Annotated in this window: 15 protein-coding genes; 10 read left to right on the top strand and 5 right to left on the bottom strand. The window is 72.7% G+C overall.

What is annotated here, in order from left to right; genetic code table 11:
- The first annotated feature begins 109 nt into the window (after positions 1 to 109).
- Genes CLV70_RS33860 through CLV70_RS33825 form a run of 8 tightly spaced genes read left to right on the top strand, consistent with a single transcriptional unit; the run spans position 110 to position 8139 of the window.
- Positions 110 to 433 (top strand): NADH-quinone oxidoreductase subunit A, encoded by a 324-nt coding sequence (locus CLV70_RS33860; RefSeq protein WP_106130752.1) that lies wholly within the window; start codon positions 110 to 112, stop codon positions 431 to 433.
- Positions 424 to 1551, top strand: coding sequence for a hypothetical protein (locus CLV70_RS33855; RefSeq protein ID WP_106130700.1), 1128 nt, complete (start codon positions 424 to 426; stop codon positions 1549 to 1551). Before CLV70_RS33860 ends, CLV70_RS33855 begins: the two co-directional genes overlap by 10 nt.
- Positions 1548 to 2474 carry an NADH-quinone oxidoreductase subunit H gene (locus CLV70_RS33850; RefSeq protein WP_106130699.1) on the top strand — a complete coding sequence of 309 codons (927 nt, stop codon included), beginning with the start codon at positions 1548 to 1550 and terminating at the stop codon, positions 2472 to 2474. The genes CLV70_RS33855 and CLV70_RS33850 overlap by 4 nt, the downstream gene beginning before the upstream one ends.
- A gap of 1 nt (position 2475) precedes the next feature.
- Positions 2476 to 3015 carry an NADH-quinone oxidoreductase subunit J gene (locus CLV70_RS33845; protein ID WP_106130698.1) on the top strand — a complete coding sequence of 180 codons (540 nt, stop codon included), beginning with the start codon at positions 2476 to 2478 and terminating at the stop codon, positions 3013 to 3015.
- Positions 3012 to 3317: an NADH-quinone oxidoreductase subunit NuoK gene (nuoK, locus tag CLV70_RS33840; protein WP_106130697.1), complete on the top strand. Its 306-nt coding sequence runs from the start codon at positions 3012 to 3014 to the stop codon at positions 3315 to 3317. Before CLV70_RS33845 ends, nuoK begins: the two co-directional genes overlap by 4 nt.
- Positions 3314 to 5239 carry a proton-conducting transporter transmembrane domain-containing protein gene (locus CLV70_RS33835; RefSeq protein ID WP_106130696.1) on the top strand — a complete coding sequence of 642 codons (1926 nt, stop codon included), beginning with the start codon at positions 3314 to 3316 and terminating at the stop codon, positions 5237 to 5239. Before nuoK ends, CLV70_RS33835 begins: the two co-directional genes overlap by 4 nt.
- 2 nt (positions 5240 to 5241) lie before the next feature.
- Entirely contained in the window at positions 5242 to 6726 is a 1485-nt protein-coding gene (locus tag CLV70_RS33830; protein WP_106130695.1) for a complex I subunit 4 family protein, read from the top strand.
- Positions 6727 to 6735: 9 nt separating this feature from the next.
- Positions 6736 to 8139: an NADH-quinone oxidoreductase subunit N gene (locus tag CLV70_RS33825; RefSeq protein WP_106130694.1), complete on the top strand. Its 1404-nt coding sequence runs from the start codon at positions 6736 to 6738 to the stop codon at positions 8137 to 8139.
- On the opposite strand, the gene CLV70_RS33820 is transcribed toward CLV70_RS33825, so the two are convergent.
- The 3 genes from CLV70_RS33820 to CLV70_RS39350 form a co-directional block, all read right to left on the bottom strand.
- Positions 8126 to 9088 (bottom strand): cation diffusion facilitator family transporter, encoded by a 963-nt coding sequence (locus tag CLV70_RS33820; protein ID WP_106130693.1) that lies wholly within the window; start codon positions 9086 to 9088, stop codon positions 8126 to 8128. The two genes, CLV70_RS33825 and CLV70_RS33820, sit on opposite strands and share 14 nt — an antisense overlap.
- Positions 9089 to 9098: 10 nt before the next feature.
- The gene (locus CLV70_RS41495) at positions 9099 to 9371 is read right to left on the bottom strand and encodes a ZIP family metal transporter (protein WP_245908641.1); all 273 of its coding nucleotides are present in this window, start codon (positions 9369 to 9371) and stop codon (positions 9099 to 9101) included.
- A 355-nt stretch (positions 9372 to 9726) separates the two neighbouring features.
- Positions 9727 to 10476: a hypothetical protein gene (locus CLV70_RS39350; protein ID WP_146164254.1), complete on the bottom strand. Its 750-nt coding sequence runs from the start codon at positions 10474 to 10476 to the stop codon at positions 9727 to 9729.
- Between the two features lie 141 nt (positions 10477 to 10617).
- Here CLV70_RS39350 and CLV70_RS33800 point away from each other — a divergent pair, with 141 nt between their 5' ends.
- Positions 10618 to 10992: a hypothetical protein gene (locus CLV70_RS33800; RefSeq protein WP_106130690.1), complete on the top strand. Its 375-nt coding sequence runs from the start codon at positions 10618 to 10620 to the stop codon at positions 10990 to 10992.
- Here the strand turns inward: CLV70_RS33800 and CLV70_RS33795 are convergent.
- The gene (locus CLV70_RS33795) at positions 10985 to 11362 is read right to left on the bottom strand and encodes a hypothetical protein (RefSeq protein ID WP_146164253.1); all 378 of its coding nucleotides are present in this window, start codon (positions 11360 to 11362) and stop codon (positions 10985 to 10987) included. The two genes, CLV70_RS33800 and CLV70_RS33795, sit on opposite strands and share 8 nt — an antisense overlap.
- A gap of 205 nt (positions 11363 to 11567) precedes the next feature.
- Between CLV70_RS33795 and CLV70_RS33790 the strand changes: the two genes are divergently transcribed.
- A complete protein-coding gene (locus CLV70_RS33790) occupies positions 11568 to 13748 on the top strand; it encodes an MMPL family transporter (RefSeq protein ID WP_158277886.1) in 2181 nt (726 codons plus the stop codon).
- A 36-nt stretch (positions 13749 to 13784) separates the two neighbouring features.
- Here CLV70_RS33790 and CLV70_RS33785 read toward each other — a convergent pair whose 3' ends face one another.
- The gene (locus tag CLV70_RS33785; RefSeq protein WP_245908639.1) at positions 13785 to 14783 is read right to left on the bottom strand and encodes an SDR family oxidoreductase; all 999 of its coding nucleotides are present in this window, start codon (positions 14781 to 14783) and stop codon (positions 13785 to 13787) included.
- Positions 14784 to 14790 lie beyond the last annotated feature (7 nt).

Below are 14790 nucleotides of genomic sequence, written 5' to 3'. Positions count from 1 at the left end.
ACCACGAGTAGCGCGTGATCAGGTGGGTAGGCCGCGGCGCAGTCAGCGTGGATCCGCCGCGCGCAGACACCGGGGAGGAGCCGTGCAAGCGGTGGTGAATGCCGGCGCCATGGCAGCCCTCGCCGTGGCAGCCGTCGCCCTGCTCTATCGGCTGCACCGCGGCACCGCAGTCGCGGCGGATCCGCTACGCGCCGCGCCGTTCCTGTCGGGGAACCTGCCGCAGCAGCACGCGATGTCGCGGTTCCACGTGCGCTGGTACGCCCTCACGATGCTGTTCCTGGCCTTCGACGTGGAGATGTTGTTCATGTACCCGTGGGCGCTGGTCGTGCCGCAGGTGGGCGTCAAGGCCGTCGTGGAGATGTTCGCGTTCCTCGGCGTGCTCATGGCGGGCGTCGTCTACGCCTGGCGGGAGGGCGCGCTGCGATGGTCCTGACGCAGCTTCTCGGGCGGTGGGCCGCGCGGCGCCCCCATGTGCTCGCCGTCGCGGCGCCCGGCGCGACGGCCGTACGGCTGGCTGTCGAGGTGGAGATGGCCCGGATCGGCGCTGTGGCAGCGACCGCGCCCTCCGACGCGGACGTGCTGCTGGCCGTCGGCTCCCCCGGGGATGAGCTGCGCGACGCGATCGACCTCGTGTGGTCGCAGCTGCCGGGCCCGCGGGTCCGCGCCGACATCGATGATCCGGCCGAGGCTGGTGCGGTCCTGCGGCAGGTGGTCCGGCAGCTGTCGGATCCACAGCGGGCCGCTGAGCCGGACCGCCGCGACGAATGGGCGGAGCGGGCGCCGGACACGCACGGCGAGGACATGCAGATGCCGGGCGGGCTCATGATGGCCGATCGCGGGCCGGACCGCGACGCGCTCGCCCTGGACGTGCTCACCGTCCCGCTGGGCCCGGTGCTACCGGACTGGCCCTCGGGCCTCGTGATGGATCTGCAGGTGCAGGGCGACGTCGTCCAGCAGGCACGGTCGCGCATCCTGTCCGCGGCCACGCCGCCCCGCCCGTTCTGGGACGCCGCCGGCCCCGGCGCCTCCCGCCGGCACGCGGCAGCACACCTGGACTCGCTGCAACGGCTCCTCGCCGTGGCGGGCTGGCCGGGCATGGCCTGGCGAGTACGACGGCTGCGCGACAGCACTCTGACCGACACGCCGGGCCCGGTGCTGCGCGGCCACCTGGCGGCGATCGGGCGGCGGCTGAACCGGTCGCCTACCCTGCGATGGGCGACGGACGGACTCGGCGTGCTCACCGCCGAGACCGCCGACCGGCTGCAGGTGAGCGGTCCCGCGGCGCGCGCGGCGCTGGAGGGCGGCGACGTCACGGCCCGGTGGCGGCGCTGGCTGACGGAGACGGATGCGCTCCTCGCCGGCGAGCCGGCGGGTCCGGGGCCCCGGGGCCGATCGGTGCCCGGGCGTCCGGCCTCGGCCGGGCTGCTGGCCGCCGCCGACGAGCTCGCGATCGGCCTCGACCTCGCGGCGGCCCGGCTCGTGATGGCCAGCCTCGACCCCGACCCGGACCAGCTCGCCGCCGCCCCGGAGCCGGCGGAGGCCCGGTCATGACCGCGTCCCCGGCCTGGGCCGTCGTCCCGGCCGCTGCCCTGGTGGTCGTCTTCGCCGGCGCAGCCGCGGCCCTCGACGGAGTGCTCGATCCCGCCGGTCGCGGCCGTCCGATGTCCGGGCGGCTGGGACGGCCGCTGTGGGAGACGGCGCGGCTGCTGCGTCAGCGGCGGCGCACCACAGTGGCGCCCGATGCCCTGCTGTGGCGCGCCGGCACGGCGGGACCCCTGGTCGTCGCCCTCCTCATGGCCGTGGTGGTGCCCGTCGGCGGGATTACGGTCGCCGATCCCCCGGTCGGGCTCGTGTGGTTCAACGCGCTCGACGTCGCGCTGTGGCTCACTGTGTGGGCGGCTGGATGGGGCGCCAACAGCGTGTACGGGCTGGTCAGCGGTTACCGGTTCCTGAGCCAGGCGCTGGCGTACGAGTTGCCGTTGATGTTCGCGTTGACCGCTCCCGCGGTGGCGGCCGGCAGCCTGAAGATCGGGCAGATCGTCGCCGCGCAGGACAAGACGTGGTTCGTGGTACGGATGCCCGCCGCGTTCCTCGTCTTCCTGGTCGCGGTTGCCGGATTCAGCCTCTGGGGCCCCCTCGCCTACCCCGCCGGACGCGACCTGGCGGGAGGCGTGCTGGCCGAACCGTCCGGGGTCGACCGGCTGGTGCTGCTGGCCGGCCGGTACGCCCTGCTGACCGTCGGCGCCGGAATGAGCACGGCGCTGTTCCTCGGCGGCGGCGCCGGACCGCTCCTGCCCGGGTGGCTGTGGAGCTTGCTGAAGACCGCCCTGGTGCTCGCCGGGCTGGTGGCGGTGCGCCGCGCCATGCCGGTCCTGCGCGCCGACCGGGTGATGCGTCTGGCGTGGCTCGTCGTCCTGCCGGTCACGCTGCTGCAACTGCTGGTGGTCTCCGTGCTGGCGCTAGGAGGAAGCTGACGTGCTCACGGCGGTGTTCTGGGTGCTCGCAGTCGTCGCGGTGGCGGCCGGGATCGCGGTGTTCACGGTGGACTCGATGGCGCGGGCCACCGTCGCGCTGGCGGTGAGCTTCGTCGCCGTCGGCACGGCGCTGCTGCTCATCGACGCCGGCTATCTCGGCGTGATCACGATCCTGATGATGCTCATGGAGATGGGCATCATGGCCGTTTTCATGATCATGTACATGATGAACCCGGGCGGCCTGATGCCGATGTCGATGCTGCACAACAAGCGCGGCGCCCTGGCGATCTCGATCGGCGCCTTCGTGCTGCTCGCCGCCGGAGCGCTGCTGACCCCGTGGCCGCAGCGCCGGGGTGAGCCGCCCTCCGACGTGACCCGCGCGCTGGGCGAGGCCGTGATGGGTTCGAAGATGCTGGTGATGATGAGCGTGTCGGCGGTGCTGTTCGCCACCATGGTCTCCGCGCTGGTCCTGGCCACCGGCCGCGGCCGCTACGACGGCGACGAGGCGCCGGCAGCCGAGGACGCCGGAGGCGGCGCGTGAATCTGCAGATGTTCCTGCTGCTGGCCGCCGCGCTGTTCGCGGTGGGCCTCTTCGGCGCCCTCAGCCAGCAGGCCGTCGTGATGGTGATGATGGGCCTCGAGTTGATGATCAACGCCCTGGTCGTGGCGGGCGCCGCCTTCTGGTACTTCCTCACCCCGCAGGCGCCGGACGGCCAGGTCTTCGTCCTGGTGGTCCTCGCCGCCATGACGGTGGAGATGGCGATGGGCTTCGCCGTCACGACGCTGCTGTTCCGGGCCAAGGACGCCGACATGACTGACATGGCCGCGGAGCTGCGCGGATGACCGCGGTGCTGTGGACACTCGTCGGTGTGCCCGCGGTCGCCGGAGCGGTGCTGGCGAGCGGTGGCCGCCGCCTGTCCCGTGCCGCCCCGGGCGTCGCGGTGCTCGTGGCCGCCGCGGTCCTGGCCCTGGCGGTCACGGCGGCGGCGAGGCGTCCGCACGTCGAGGTCGCGTTCATCGCGCGCGGATCGTTCGGGCTGGTCGTCGACGGCCTCGCCGGTGCCGTGCTCGTGGCGGTCGCCGCGGTGACCTTGCTGGTCCTGGTTTTCTCGGTGGGCGACATCGCCGAGGGACGCGCCCGGTTCTTCGGCCTGATGCTCGTCTTCCTGGCCGCCGTGCTCCTGACGGTCACCGCGGCCACCCTGCCGGCGCTCCTGATCGGCTGGGAGATCATGGGTGCCACCTCGTACGCGCTGATCGCCTTCGACCGGCACGACGACACCCGCGTGTCCGCGGGCACGACGGCGTTCCTGACGACCCGGGTCGGCGACGTCGGCCTCTACCTCGCCGCCGGGGCAACCGTCGCGGCCGGAGCGGGCCTCGGCCTGGACAGCCTGGCAGAGCTGCCGTCCCCGTGGCGCCACGTCGCCGCCGCCGGGGTGCTGGCGGCGGCGGTCGGCAAGGCCGCGCAGCTGCCGCTGTCCTTCTGGTTGTCCCGGGCCATGCTCGGGCCGAGCCCGGTCAGCGCCCTGCTGCACTCCGCCGCGATGGTGGCCATGGGCGGGTACCTGCTGCTCCGCCTCCAGCCGCTCCTGGCCGCCACCGGCTGGGCCGCCACCACCACCGCCTGGGTCGGCGCCGGCACTGCGGTGCTGCTGGGCGCCGTGGCGGTGGCACAGAGCGATCTCAAGCAGCTGCTCGCCGCGTCGACCAGCGCCCAGCTCGGCTTTGTGTTCGTCGCGGCGGCCACCGGCGGAGTCGCCGGGGGTGCTGCCCACCTCATCGGTCACGCCGCGACGAAGGCCCTGCTGTTCCTTGCCGCCGGCGCGTGGCTGTCGTCGCTGGGCACCCGTGACCTTCGGGCGCTGCGCGGGGCCGGCCGCCGCCATCGCCTCGTCGGCGCCACCTTCACCGTCGCGGCGCTGGGACTCGCCGGTGTGCCGCCGCTGGCGCTGTGGGCGACCAAGGATGAGATCTTCGCCGCGGCGCGGGAGTTCTCGCTGCCGCTGTACGTCACCTGCCTGGCCGGTGCGGTGCTGTCCGCGGTCTACGCCGGTAAGGCCGTCGGGATCGTGCTGGGTCCGTTGCCCCGGCATCCGGATGCGGGCTACGACACCGAACGCGTCGGCAGCCGACGGGTAAGCGGTGGGGAACGGGCGCCCCTGGTCGTGCTCGCCGCGGGGGCGTCCGTGCTGGGAATCCTGGCTTTGCCGCCGGTGGGCGAGGTCTTCCGCCGGTTCCTGGACGCCACACCCCCGGGGGCCACCGCCACGGAGATGCTCCTGTCCGGCGCGCTGGCCGTGGCGTCGGCGCTCATGGCCGGATGGCTGACGTTCCGGCTCCCCGCTCCCGCGTGGGCACGAGCGTGGCTGGGTCTCGGCACCGCCGCGGATCGGTTCGTCGCGCGACCGGTGCTCGGCCTCGCCCGCCTCCTCGCGCGCTTCGACGATCGGGTGCTCGACCGGGCGGTGGAGGCCATCGCACCCGGCACACTCCGGCTGGCGCGCGCCGCGGCGCGGGCCGACGACGCAGGCCTGGACCGGGCGGTGGAAGCCATCGCACCCGGCACACTCCGGCTGGCGCGCTCCGCCGCCCGGGCCGACGACGCAGGCCTGGACCGGGCGGTCCGGGCCGTGGCCATCGGGACCCGGCGGCTCGGCGACCTGGCTCGCCGTCCGCAGACCGGGCAGGCGCACCAGTACTACGCCCAGGCGGTCGTGGGGCTGGCGGCCGCCATCCTCGTGCTGATTCTCGTGGTGAGGTGACCATGCTGACGATGCTGGTGTTCGCCCCCGCCGTCACGGCGGTGGTGATCCTGCTGTGGCGTGCGGTGCCGGACCGGGCCGTACGCTGGATCTGGGTCGTGGTCAGCGGCGCCGAGGTCGCCGCCGTGGCGGCGTTGTGGATCGGCTACGACGGCGGCATCGGGTACGAAGTGAACCGTCCGTGGATCCCCGGTGTCCGCTCCGGCTACCACCTCGGCGTGGACGGCCTGTCGCTCCCCCTGCTGGCCCTCACGACAGTGATCTTCGGTGCCTGTGCCGTCTACTCACTGCGGCACACCGACCGGCCGCGCCGGTTCGCAGCCCTGTTCCTCGCGCTCGAGACGACGTGCCTGGGCCTGTTCAGCGCGCTCGACCTCATCGTCTTCTTCGTCTTCTTCGACCTGTCCATCGTCGGCATGTACGCGGTCATCGCGGGATGGGGTCACGGCGCCCAGGCGGCCCGCTCGGCGCTGAAGTTCTTCCTCTACACCTTCGTGGGCTCGCTGGCCCTGCTCGTCGGTTTCATCGGCCTGTTCCTGGCGGCCGCACCGCACACCTTCGACATGGTGGAACTCACCGCGCAGATGCCGCTGGCGGGCCAGGGGGCGGCGGGCGGGCTCGTCCTGCTCGCGATCGCGGTCGGCCTGGCCGTCAAGACGCCGACGTTCCCGTTCCACACCTGGCTGCCGCCGGCGCACACCGACGCCCCGGCGGCCGGATCCGCGGTGCTCGCCGGCGTCCTGCTGAAGATGGGCACGTACGGGTTCGTCCGCATCGCCATGCCCATGCTGCCGGAGGCGTGGCGGCGGCACGCGCTCGTCGCCGTCGTCGTCGGTGTGGTCAGCGTCCTCTACGGCGCCCTGGTAGCGCTGGCGCAGACCAGCTTCAAGCGGATGGTCGCGTACACCTCGGTCAATCACATGGGGTACATCGTTCTGGCGGTGGGCGCCGCCGGCCTGATCTCCGGCACCGATGTCGAGGCGCGGTCGGTGGCGGTCACCGGTGCGGTCACCCAAATGGTCAGCCACGGACTGATCACCGGGGCGCTGTTCCTGCTCGCCGGGGTGTTGTTCGACCGCGGCGGCACGTACGAGATGGGCGCGTACGGCGGCCTCGCAGCCGACACGCCCCGCTTCGCCGCGCTGACCACCGTGGCCGCGTTCGCGTCCCTGGGCCTTCCCGCCTTCAGCGGCTTCATCGCCGAGTTCCAGATCTTCACCGGCAGCTTCGGCTCCGCACCGGTCGCGACCGGCTTGGCCGTCCCCGGCATCGTGCTGACCGCCGCCCTGCTCCTCTGGGCGGTGCACCGGCTGTTCCTGGGCCCGTCACGGCATGCGCTCACCGCCGCCGCGGACCTCCGGGCGGCCGAGACAGCCGCCGTCGCTCCGCTGCTCGCGCTCGCGCTCGTCATCGGGATCTTCCCTCGCCCCCTGCTCGACCTCATCGAGCCGGCCGCCCGCACCGCCGCCGACCTCGTCGCGAGATAGGGGGCACCGATGAACGAGAAGCCCCTGGCCCTGCTGCCCGAGCTGCTGCTTCTCGCCGGCGCGGTGGTGACCCTGCTGTGCGGCTCGTTCCTGCCGCGCGCCCGGCAGGGCATCGCCGGGCTGGTCGCGGCGGCCGCCCTGCTCGCGTCCCCGATCAGCGCGGTGGCGGGCAGGACCGACGAGATGGTGTACGCCCACACGTACGCCGTCGACGCCGCGACCACGACCGCTCGCGTCGTCGTCCCGCTCGCGGCGTTGCTGATCATCGTGCTCGCGTACGGGCGCCTCCGCGGCGACCGCCGGGAGACCGAGTTCTACGTCCTCGTGATGCTGGCCAGCCTGGGCGCGGTACTGCTGGCCGGGGCCTCGGATCTGCTGGTGCTCGCCGTGGCGTACCTGCTGGCCACCCTCCCCCTCTACGGGCTGACCGGCTGGGGCCGCCGCGCACGGCATGCCGAGGCCGCCCTCAAGCTGTACCTGCTGGGTGCCCTCGTCGGCGTGTTCCTGCTGGCCGGCGTGGCCCTGCTGTCGGCCGCAGCCGGCAGTACCCGCTACGACGACCTGACGCAGCACCTTCCCGGCGCCCCGGCGAGCCTGGTCGCCGCCGGGGTCGTCGCCACCCTGTCGGGACTGTTGTTCAAGGCCGGCGCCGTCCCCGTCCACTTCTGGGTTCCCGATGCCGTGCAGGGGGCCACCACCGGTGCGGCCACCGTGCTCACCACCATCCCGAAGGTCGGTGCGCTCGTGGCGGCGTACCGGCTGCTCACCGCGGTGCCGGCGGACAGCGGCTGGCCGGCGGCCGCTGCGGTCGTCGCCGCGCTCACCATGACGCTGGGCAACCTCGCCGCCCTCTCCCAGACCTCGGTGCGGCGGCTGCTCGGCTACTCGACGATCAGCCAGGTCGGCTATCTGCTCATGGCGGTGGCCGTCGCCGGCGGGTCCGGCCGGGCGCTGCCCGCGCTGCTGCTCTACCTCGCCGGGTACGCCGTGACGAACACCGGCGCCTTCGCGGTCGTGGCCGCCCTGCCCGGAAGGGACACCCTGGACGACTACGAGGCGGCCGTCCGGCGCCATCCGTGGGTGATCGCGTCGCTGGTCGTGTGCCTGCTCGGGCTCGTCGGGACCCCGCCGACGGCGGTGTTCGCGGGCAAGCTCACCGTCTTCGCCGCGGCCTGGGACGGCGGTCTGGCCTGGCTGGTCGTGGTCGCCGCCGTGAACACGGTCGCCAGCCTGTTCTACTACCTGCGCTGGCTGCGGCCCGCGTTCACCGGCCGGGCGGGGGCGTTCCCCAGCGAACACGAGCGCGACCGGCCCGCCGCCACCGTCGCGGTCCTCGCCGCCACCGCCACGCTCGCGCTCGGCGTCACCGCCGGACCGGTGTACGACGCCGTCTCCGGGGTCATGAACCGCTGAGGCGTGCCGACGACGAGTCACCGGCGACCGTCACCGTCACCTGGGTGATCGCCGGGTTCTCCAGCAGCGTCGAGCGCAGGTGCGCGACCTGACGCACCAGGTCGGCGGCCGGCGCGTCGCAGGCCGCCTCGACCGGGGTGATCCAGGCGTTCACCAGCAGGCTGCCCGGACCCACGTACACGGCGTGCAGGTCGTGGACCGTACCGACCCACTCGGCGCCGGCGATCTGGCCCCGGATCGGTTCCAGGACGTCGGACGGGGCCGACTCGTCCAGCAGCAGGGTCTTGGAACGCCGTGCCAGCAGGTAAGCCACCACGATCAGCAGCACGCCGATGCTCATGCTGCCCACCGCGTCCCAACCCGCCCAGCCGGTCGCCGCGTGCAGCAGCAACGCGGCGAGCGCCAGCACGAGACCGATGAGCGCGGCGGTGTCCTCCAGGAAGACGGTCGTGGCGCTGGGGTCCGAGGCGCGCCGCAGATGTTCCACCATGGAACGCTGCCGTTCCCGGGACTCCGCGCGCAGTTGCTTGCGTGCGGTGTGCCAGGAATAGCTTTCGAACCCGAAGGCCACGACGAGCACGCCGATGCCGACCCAGAGGGATTCGAGCGGTTCGGGAACCAGCAGGCTGCGGACGCCCTCACCGATCGACAGCGCCCCACCGATCAGGAAGATGCCGAGCGCCGCCAGGAAGGTCCAGAAGTACCGCTCCTGGCCGTACCCGAAAGGATGCCGGGCATCGGGCTTCCTCGCCGAGCGGCGCAATCCGATGAACAGGAGCACCTCGTTGCCCGTGTCGGCGGTCGAGTGGGCGGCCTCCGCCCACATCGAGGCGGAGCCGGTGAGGATCGCGGCGATCGTCTTCGCCACCGCGATCGCCAGATTCATCAGGACCGCGACCACGACCGTCCGGGTGCTGTCGCCCTCACTGCCTTCTTCGGTGTCGGCCACGACAGTGCCCTTACCCCGCTTGGGAAAGGGCGAACGCCACCAGGAACCCGCCAACCGTGATGAGACCGATGAGCAGGTGAGCGTTCTCGAAGGCCTCCGGGATCATGGTGTCGGCGATCATCGCCAGGATGGCGCCGCCGGCCAGGGCGATGATCGCGGCCAGGACGGCGGCGGGCGTCCCGCCGAGCAGCGTGTACCCGGCCAGCGCGGCGAGCCCGCTGATGACCGCGATGCCGGTCCAGAGGCCGAAGACGTAGGCCTTCGATCGCCCGGCGTTGCGCATGCCGGCGGATCGCGCCGCCGCCGTGCGCCCCGGCGCGCCAGCAGAACGTTGGAGCCGGTGTACGTGACCGCACCGCCGACAGCCCCGAGCACCGTGGGCGTGAGCCCGGCCCGCTCGTGCGCCTCGGCGATGAGCTCGAACGCCACCGCCGACAGCAGCACCCCCGCACCGAACGCCATCACCGACGCGATGATCGTCCGTGGTACCCGGGCGAGGTACCCGACCGCGGCGCCGATCAGCAGAGCCGATCCCGCCAGCAGTCCCCACCCACCCGCTTGCAACCATCCCGGCATGCGCGCGCCATGCCCCGATCATCGGACATCAAACGGTGCTCGCCTCGTACGACGGTGCCGGATCAGTTCCTCGCGAAGGTCCAGGTCACGTCCGGACCGTTCGCGCGGGTACGCAGCCGGAGTGTGTCCCCCGCGCATGCGTAGGTTCCGCCGCGCAGGATCGGGTGGACATCCACGGCGCCGCCTGCGCCGGGCAACGTGTCCCGGCTGATGTCGGCCAGGCTCGCCCCGTCGAGCAGGGTGACCTTGAACGGCTCACTGAGCCGTACGGTCGCGTTCAGATCACTCCAGCTGATCCGGCCCTGCGGGTTCCATCGTCCGGTTCCGTCACTCCCCTCGAAGGTCACCGACCCGCGGAAGGATCCCTTGTACGCGACCGTGCCCCGGATGTCGGCGCCCGCGGCCTCGGCGGTGAACGTCAGCGGCTTCGCCGCCCGGAAGTCCACCTCGGTACGGCCGTCCGGGCCGACCGTCATCACCGTGCCCGTTCCCCCGGCGATGCGCCCGCGCGCGTCGCCGACTCTACCGGTCGACGCGACCCCGGTGGCCCGCCATTGCCCGGTGACGCACCTGGGCGCCGCGGCTGCCGAGGCGCTTGCAGCAGTGGATGCCGGAGCCTCCGGTGTGCCGGACGCCGGCGGTGAGGCGAGAGCGCTGGACATCGGTGGCGCGGCCGGCGCACTCGCTGCGCCGGAGGAGCCGGCGCCGTCGTCCGAGCAGGCCGCGAGGCCGCTCAGGAGAATCGCGGCCAGAACCACCCGGTCTGCCCTCATGATCATCACCTTCTCGTTCCGAATGCGATCGATACACATCCGTCGCTTCCCGGACCGCGCCGCGGTTGCATGGCCGTCTCATGACAGTTCCTTGACCGTTTTCCGGCAGGCGGCCGTTTTCCCGCGACGGCGCACCGGGTAGTCGCACGGCGAGCCCGTGGCCCGGCAGAGGAGGCAACGATGATCAGGTTCGAGGCCCGGCAGGACGGCTCGGGCCGGTGGCGGCTGGTGAGTCGGACGCGCGCCGGAGCGGACGTCCTCGCGCACGAGGCCGGCACACCGGACCTGCTCCCGTGGCGACAGGCGGTCGAATGGCTCCGCCGGGGAGGCGGCGAGGTCGAGGTGGTCGGCACCCCCGTCGAGCACTTCCACTGGGTGCTGCACGCAGCCGACGGCACGGTCGTCGCCGAGTCCCCCGCCGTTCACCGCGATCCCGCCGTGTGCCGCATCGCGTTCACCAACGCCGAGCGGGCCGCGCGCACAGTCTTCGGAGGCCTGCGAGAACCACAGGCCTCCGGCGGGCGGCTGACCCGCCACCCGGCCCGGCTCAGTTGACCGCCCTGCTCTGCCGGCGGCATTCCTCGCTCAAGCGGTCGACATCTGCCTGAGCGCCCTGCAGGTCGTCGAGGATCCGCTGCACACGTGCGGTCTGCAGCCGCCGCAGGGCGTCGACCGCCTCGCCGGCGCCGTCCAGCGCGGCCCGCGCCCGCTCCAGGCCTTGGGTGCAGCTGGCCGGCACGGTGATCCCCGAGCCGCTCGGCGAGACGGCGACCGGCGTGCCGCCGCTTTGATCGGCACCCGGGCCGTGCGGGGCCGGGCGCAGGAGCGCGAGAAGCCCGGCGCCCAGCGCGAGGCCGACGACGAACGTCAGGACGGGCACGAGCCACGGCGGCCGCGACGCCACGCCCGATGCAATGTTGGCCATGTCAGCTCCTTCGCTGCGCCGTGGCCTACCCCCGGTCCCTCGCGGACAAGCGGCCCAGAGACCGGGATTCCGATGCATCCTGCCGTTTCCCACCAGCCGTCACGGGGCAGCACGCGGGCGACGCTCACCCGGCTTCCGCCGGAGCGCCGACGTCACCGGGCGCCGGCGAGCAGACAAGATCCGTCACGTCTTCGTGAGGACCGCCATGACTCGACGCCAGCAGCCGGACCCGCCGGCTCACCCCAGGTTGGGGTACGCCGGGCGGCTGGTGCGCGCCCGCTGGGTGGTCGTCGCCGTATGGGTGCTGCTGGCCCTGACGGCCAACGGGGTTCCCTCCGGTGGCGGAGGCGTCGACGGCTTCGTCTCGCCGGACAGCCCGCCGATCCAGACCGAGCTGCAGTCCTTCCAGAAGTTCGGGTTTCCGCTGCTCAGCCGGGTAGCCGTGGTGCAACGCGACCCGGACGGCCTGTCGAACCTGACGCAGGCCGAGGCGGTGGCCCGGGCGGCCGCCGTGACCCAGCGGCAGTACGACGACGTCGGCCCGATCCTCGGGGCGATCCCGGTGCCGAACACCTTCGGCTGGTTCCCCGGGAGCCGGGAGAACGGCACGACGATCATCACCCTGCTGTTCATCCCGCCGGACGTCGGGTTCTCCGCCCAGGCGGGGGCTGCACACGACTTCGTCAACCGCCACTTCGGACCGGAGGACCGGGTCGTCGGGGTCACCGGCACGGTGCCGGCCCGGGTGGAGCAGGGCACCGTCGTCGGCCGGTCGCTGCCCACCGTGGAGATGGCGACGCTCGCCGCCGTTCTGCTCATCGTCGCGGTGGCGTTCCGTTCGCTGGTCGCCCCGCTCATCACGCTGTTCACCGCCGGGGTGGCCATCCGGGTGACGCTTCAGGTCGCCGCGATGGCCGGGGCGGCACTGAAGGTCGACATCCCGAGCGAGGTGGAGCCCTTGCTGGTCGCCTTGTTACTGGGGGTCGTCACCGACTACGTGGTGTTCTACCTGTTCGCGATGCGCGCGGAACTCGGCCGTGGCCTCGATCGGCTGGAGGCGGCACGCCGGGCGACCCGCCGGACGACGCCCATCGTCGCCGTTGCCGGAATGACGGTGGCGTGTGGAACGGGAGTGCTGGTCGTCGCCGAGTCCGCCCTGTTCCGCGCGTTCGGTCCGGGCATGGCGCTCGCCGTCCTGGTCGGTGTCGCGGTCGCGACGACGCTGGCACCGGCCCTGCTCGCGATCCTCGGCCCGGTGGCGCTCTGGCCCGGCGGGCGCAGGAATGCCGGCGAGGCCGCCCGGCGCGGCCTCGAGCGGCGTCACCGCCGGATGCGCCGCCTGGTACGGCCGGGCACCGCCCTGACGGTGTTGCTGACCGGTCTCGCCGCGCTCACGCTGGCAGCCGTACCGGTACGCCACATGGACATCGGGCTGTCGTTCGTACCCTCACTCCCCGCCGGCAACGAGGTGCGTCAGGCGGCATCGGCGGCCCGCGCGGGTTTCGCGGACGGCATCGTCTCGCCGACGGTGCTCCTGGTGCAGGGCAAGGACGTCGTGAAGCGGCGCGACGCGCTGGCGGCACTGCAGACGATGATCGCCGGCCGCTCCGGGGTGGCGGGCGTCGTGGGTCCTGCCGACCAGTTCGCACCGCAGGCCGCGGGCCTGGTGCTGTCGCGCGACGGCGATGCGGCCCGGTACCTGATCGTGCTGGACAGCGCACCCCTGGGCGCCACCGCGATCGACACGCTGTCGGCCCTGCGGACGGACCTGCCCACGATGGTGCACTCCGCCGGGCTCGACGGCGTCACCGTCGGCATCGCCGGGGACACCGCCATCGGCGAGATGGTGGTTCGCCAGACCCTGGACGACCTGGAACGCATCGTGGTGGCGACCCTGCTGGTCAATCTGCTGATGGTGATGCTGTTCCTGCGGGCGCTGCTGGCTCCTGTGCTCCTGCTGGGGCTCAACGTGCTGGCCCTGGGCTCGACCCTCGGCATCACGACGTGGCTGTTCGACACGGTGCTGGGCCATGACGGGCTGACGTTCTACGTACCGTTCGCCGCGGCGGTGCTGCTGGTAGCCCTTGGCTCGGACTACACGATCTTCACGGTGGGACACGTGTGGCAGGAGGCGCGGCGCCGGCCGCTGCGGGAGGCACTCGTGGCGGTCGTCCCACCCTCGTCGCGGACGGTGACCACCGCGGCGATCACCCTGGCCGCCAGCTTCGCCCTGCTGGCCGTCGTACCGCTGCGACCGTTCCGGGAGATCGCGTTCGCGATGTCGCTCGGCGTGCTCCTCGACGCGGTCCTGGTCAGGTCCCTGCTGGTCCCGGCCCTGCTGGCGTTGCTGGGCCGGGCCAGCGGATGGCCCAACCGGCTGCAGTGACGATCCCGATCCCGCGGCCGGTCTCCGCTGAGGTGGTCACCGGCTCCGGCGGCCGCGGGCCACTCCGGCGGTTGCCACGACGGCAGCGGCTGCACCGGTGAGAGCGAGCCGGTGCATGGAAGCCCAGGACCACACATCGCGTGACTTCGCCTTCGCGTCGAACATGCCGTGCGCTCCCCGGTCCGCCTCCTGGTCGCGGGGTTCGAACACGTTGCTGCCGTACCGAGGACCGCCGGCGTCGCTGAGCTGGCCCTGAACCGTCTTGCGCGCCAAATACCAGTCGAGGAACCACGGCGCGATCCGGTTGCCCAGGATGGTGTACGCCGTGGAGAAGCCGACCCACATGGTGCGCCGGGGATGGTCAGCGAGGAACCGGACGGCACGGGCGGCCAGTTCCGGCTGGAAGATGGGCGCGACCGGCTGCGGATGCTCGTCGAACCCGGTGGCGTTCCAGTCGAACTGGACGGTGTTGACCCCGGGCAGGTTCACCATGCTGACGCGTACCGCGCTGCCGCAATGCTTCAACTCGGTGATGACGCTCTCGGTGAAGCCCTTGACGGCATGCTTCGCACCGCAGTACGCCGACTGCAGCGGGATACCCCGGAAGGCGAGCGCGCTGCCCGCCTGGACGATGACGCCCTGGTTGCGCGGACGCATGTGCTCGAGCGCCACCCGGGTCCCGTGCACCTGCCCGAAGTATGTGACCTCTGTGATGCGCCGGTACTCGTCCTCCGGTATGTCCCAGAAGTAGCGCAGGTCGCCCGAGAACGCGTCGTTGACCCACAGGTCGATCGGGCCCAGGTCACGCGTCACCTGCGCCGCCGCCGACCGGACCTGCTCGAGGTCGGCCACATCGGTCGCGACGGCCAGTCCCCGGCCGCCCGCGGCCTCGACATCCTTCACCGCCCCGCGCAGGCCGGCCTCGCCGCGAGCGAGCACCGCCACGTCCCACCCGTGCTGGGCAAGGTCACGCACGACGGCCCGGCCCACTCCCGCGCTGCCCCCGGTCACCACAGCAATACGACGTCCTGTCACGACTTGT

This window comes from Pseudosporangium ferrugineum (assembly GCF_003002065.1).
Lineage (GTDB): Bacteria > Actinomycetota > Actinomycetes > Mycobacteriales > Micromonosporaceae > Actinoplanes > Actinoplanes ferrugineus_A.
This window is presented reverse-complemented; position numbering and strand designations above follow the sequence as displayed.

Excerpts from the sequence above, each read along its gene's own strand:
- CLV70_RS33860 (WP_106130752.1), top strand. The coding sequence starts at position 110 with ATGGCAGCCCTCGCCGTGGCAGCCGTCGCCCTGCTCTATCGGCTGCAC.
- CLV70_RS33855 (WP_106130700.1), top strand. The coding sequence starts at position 424 with ATGGTCCTGACGCAGCTTCTCGGGCGGTGGGCCGCGCGGCGCCCCCAT.
- CLV70_RS33850 (WP_106130699.1), top strand. The coding sequence starts at position 1,548 with ATGACCGCGTCCCCGGCCTGGGCCGTCGTCCCGGCCGCTGCCCTGGTG.
- CLV70_RS33835 (WP_106130696.1), top strand. The coding sequence starts at position 3,314 with ATGACCGCGGTGCTGTGGACACTCGTCGGTGTGCCCGCGGTCGCCGGA.
- CLV70_RS33830 (WP_106130695.1), top strand. The coding sequence starts at position 5,242 with ATGCTGACGATGCTGGTGTTCGCCCCCGCCGTCACGGCGGTGGTGATC.
- CLV70_RS33825 (WP_106130694.1), top strand. The coding sequence starts at position 6,736 with ATGAACGAGAAGCCCCTGGCCCTGCTGCCCGAGCTGCTGCTTCTCGCC.
- CLV70_RS41495 (WP_245908641.1), bottom strand. The coding sequence starts at position 9,371 with ATGCGCAACGCCGGGCGATCGAAGGCCTACGTCTTCGGCCTCTGGACC.
- CLV70_RS39350 (WP_146164254.1), bottom strand. The coding sequence starts at position 10,476 with ATGTGTATCGATCGCATTCGGAACGAGAAGGTGATGATCATGAGGGCA.
- CLV70_RS33800 (WP_106130690.1), top strand. The coding sequence starts at position 10,618 with ATGATCAGGTTCGAGGCCCGGCAGGACGGCTCGGGCCGGTGGCGGCTG.
- CLV70_RS33795 (WP_146164253.1), bottom strand. The coding sequence starts at position 11,362 with ATGGCCAACATTGCATCGGGCGTGGCGTCGCGGCCGCCGTGGCTCGTG.
- CLV70_RS33790 (WP_158277886.1), top strand. The coding sequence starts at position 11,568 with ATGACTCGACGCCAGCAGCCGGACCCGCCGGCTCACCCCAGGTTGGGG.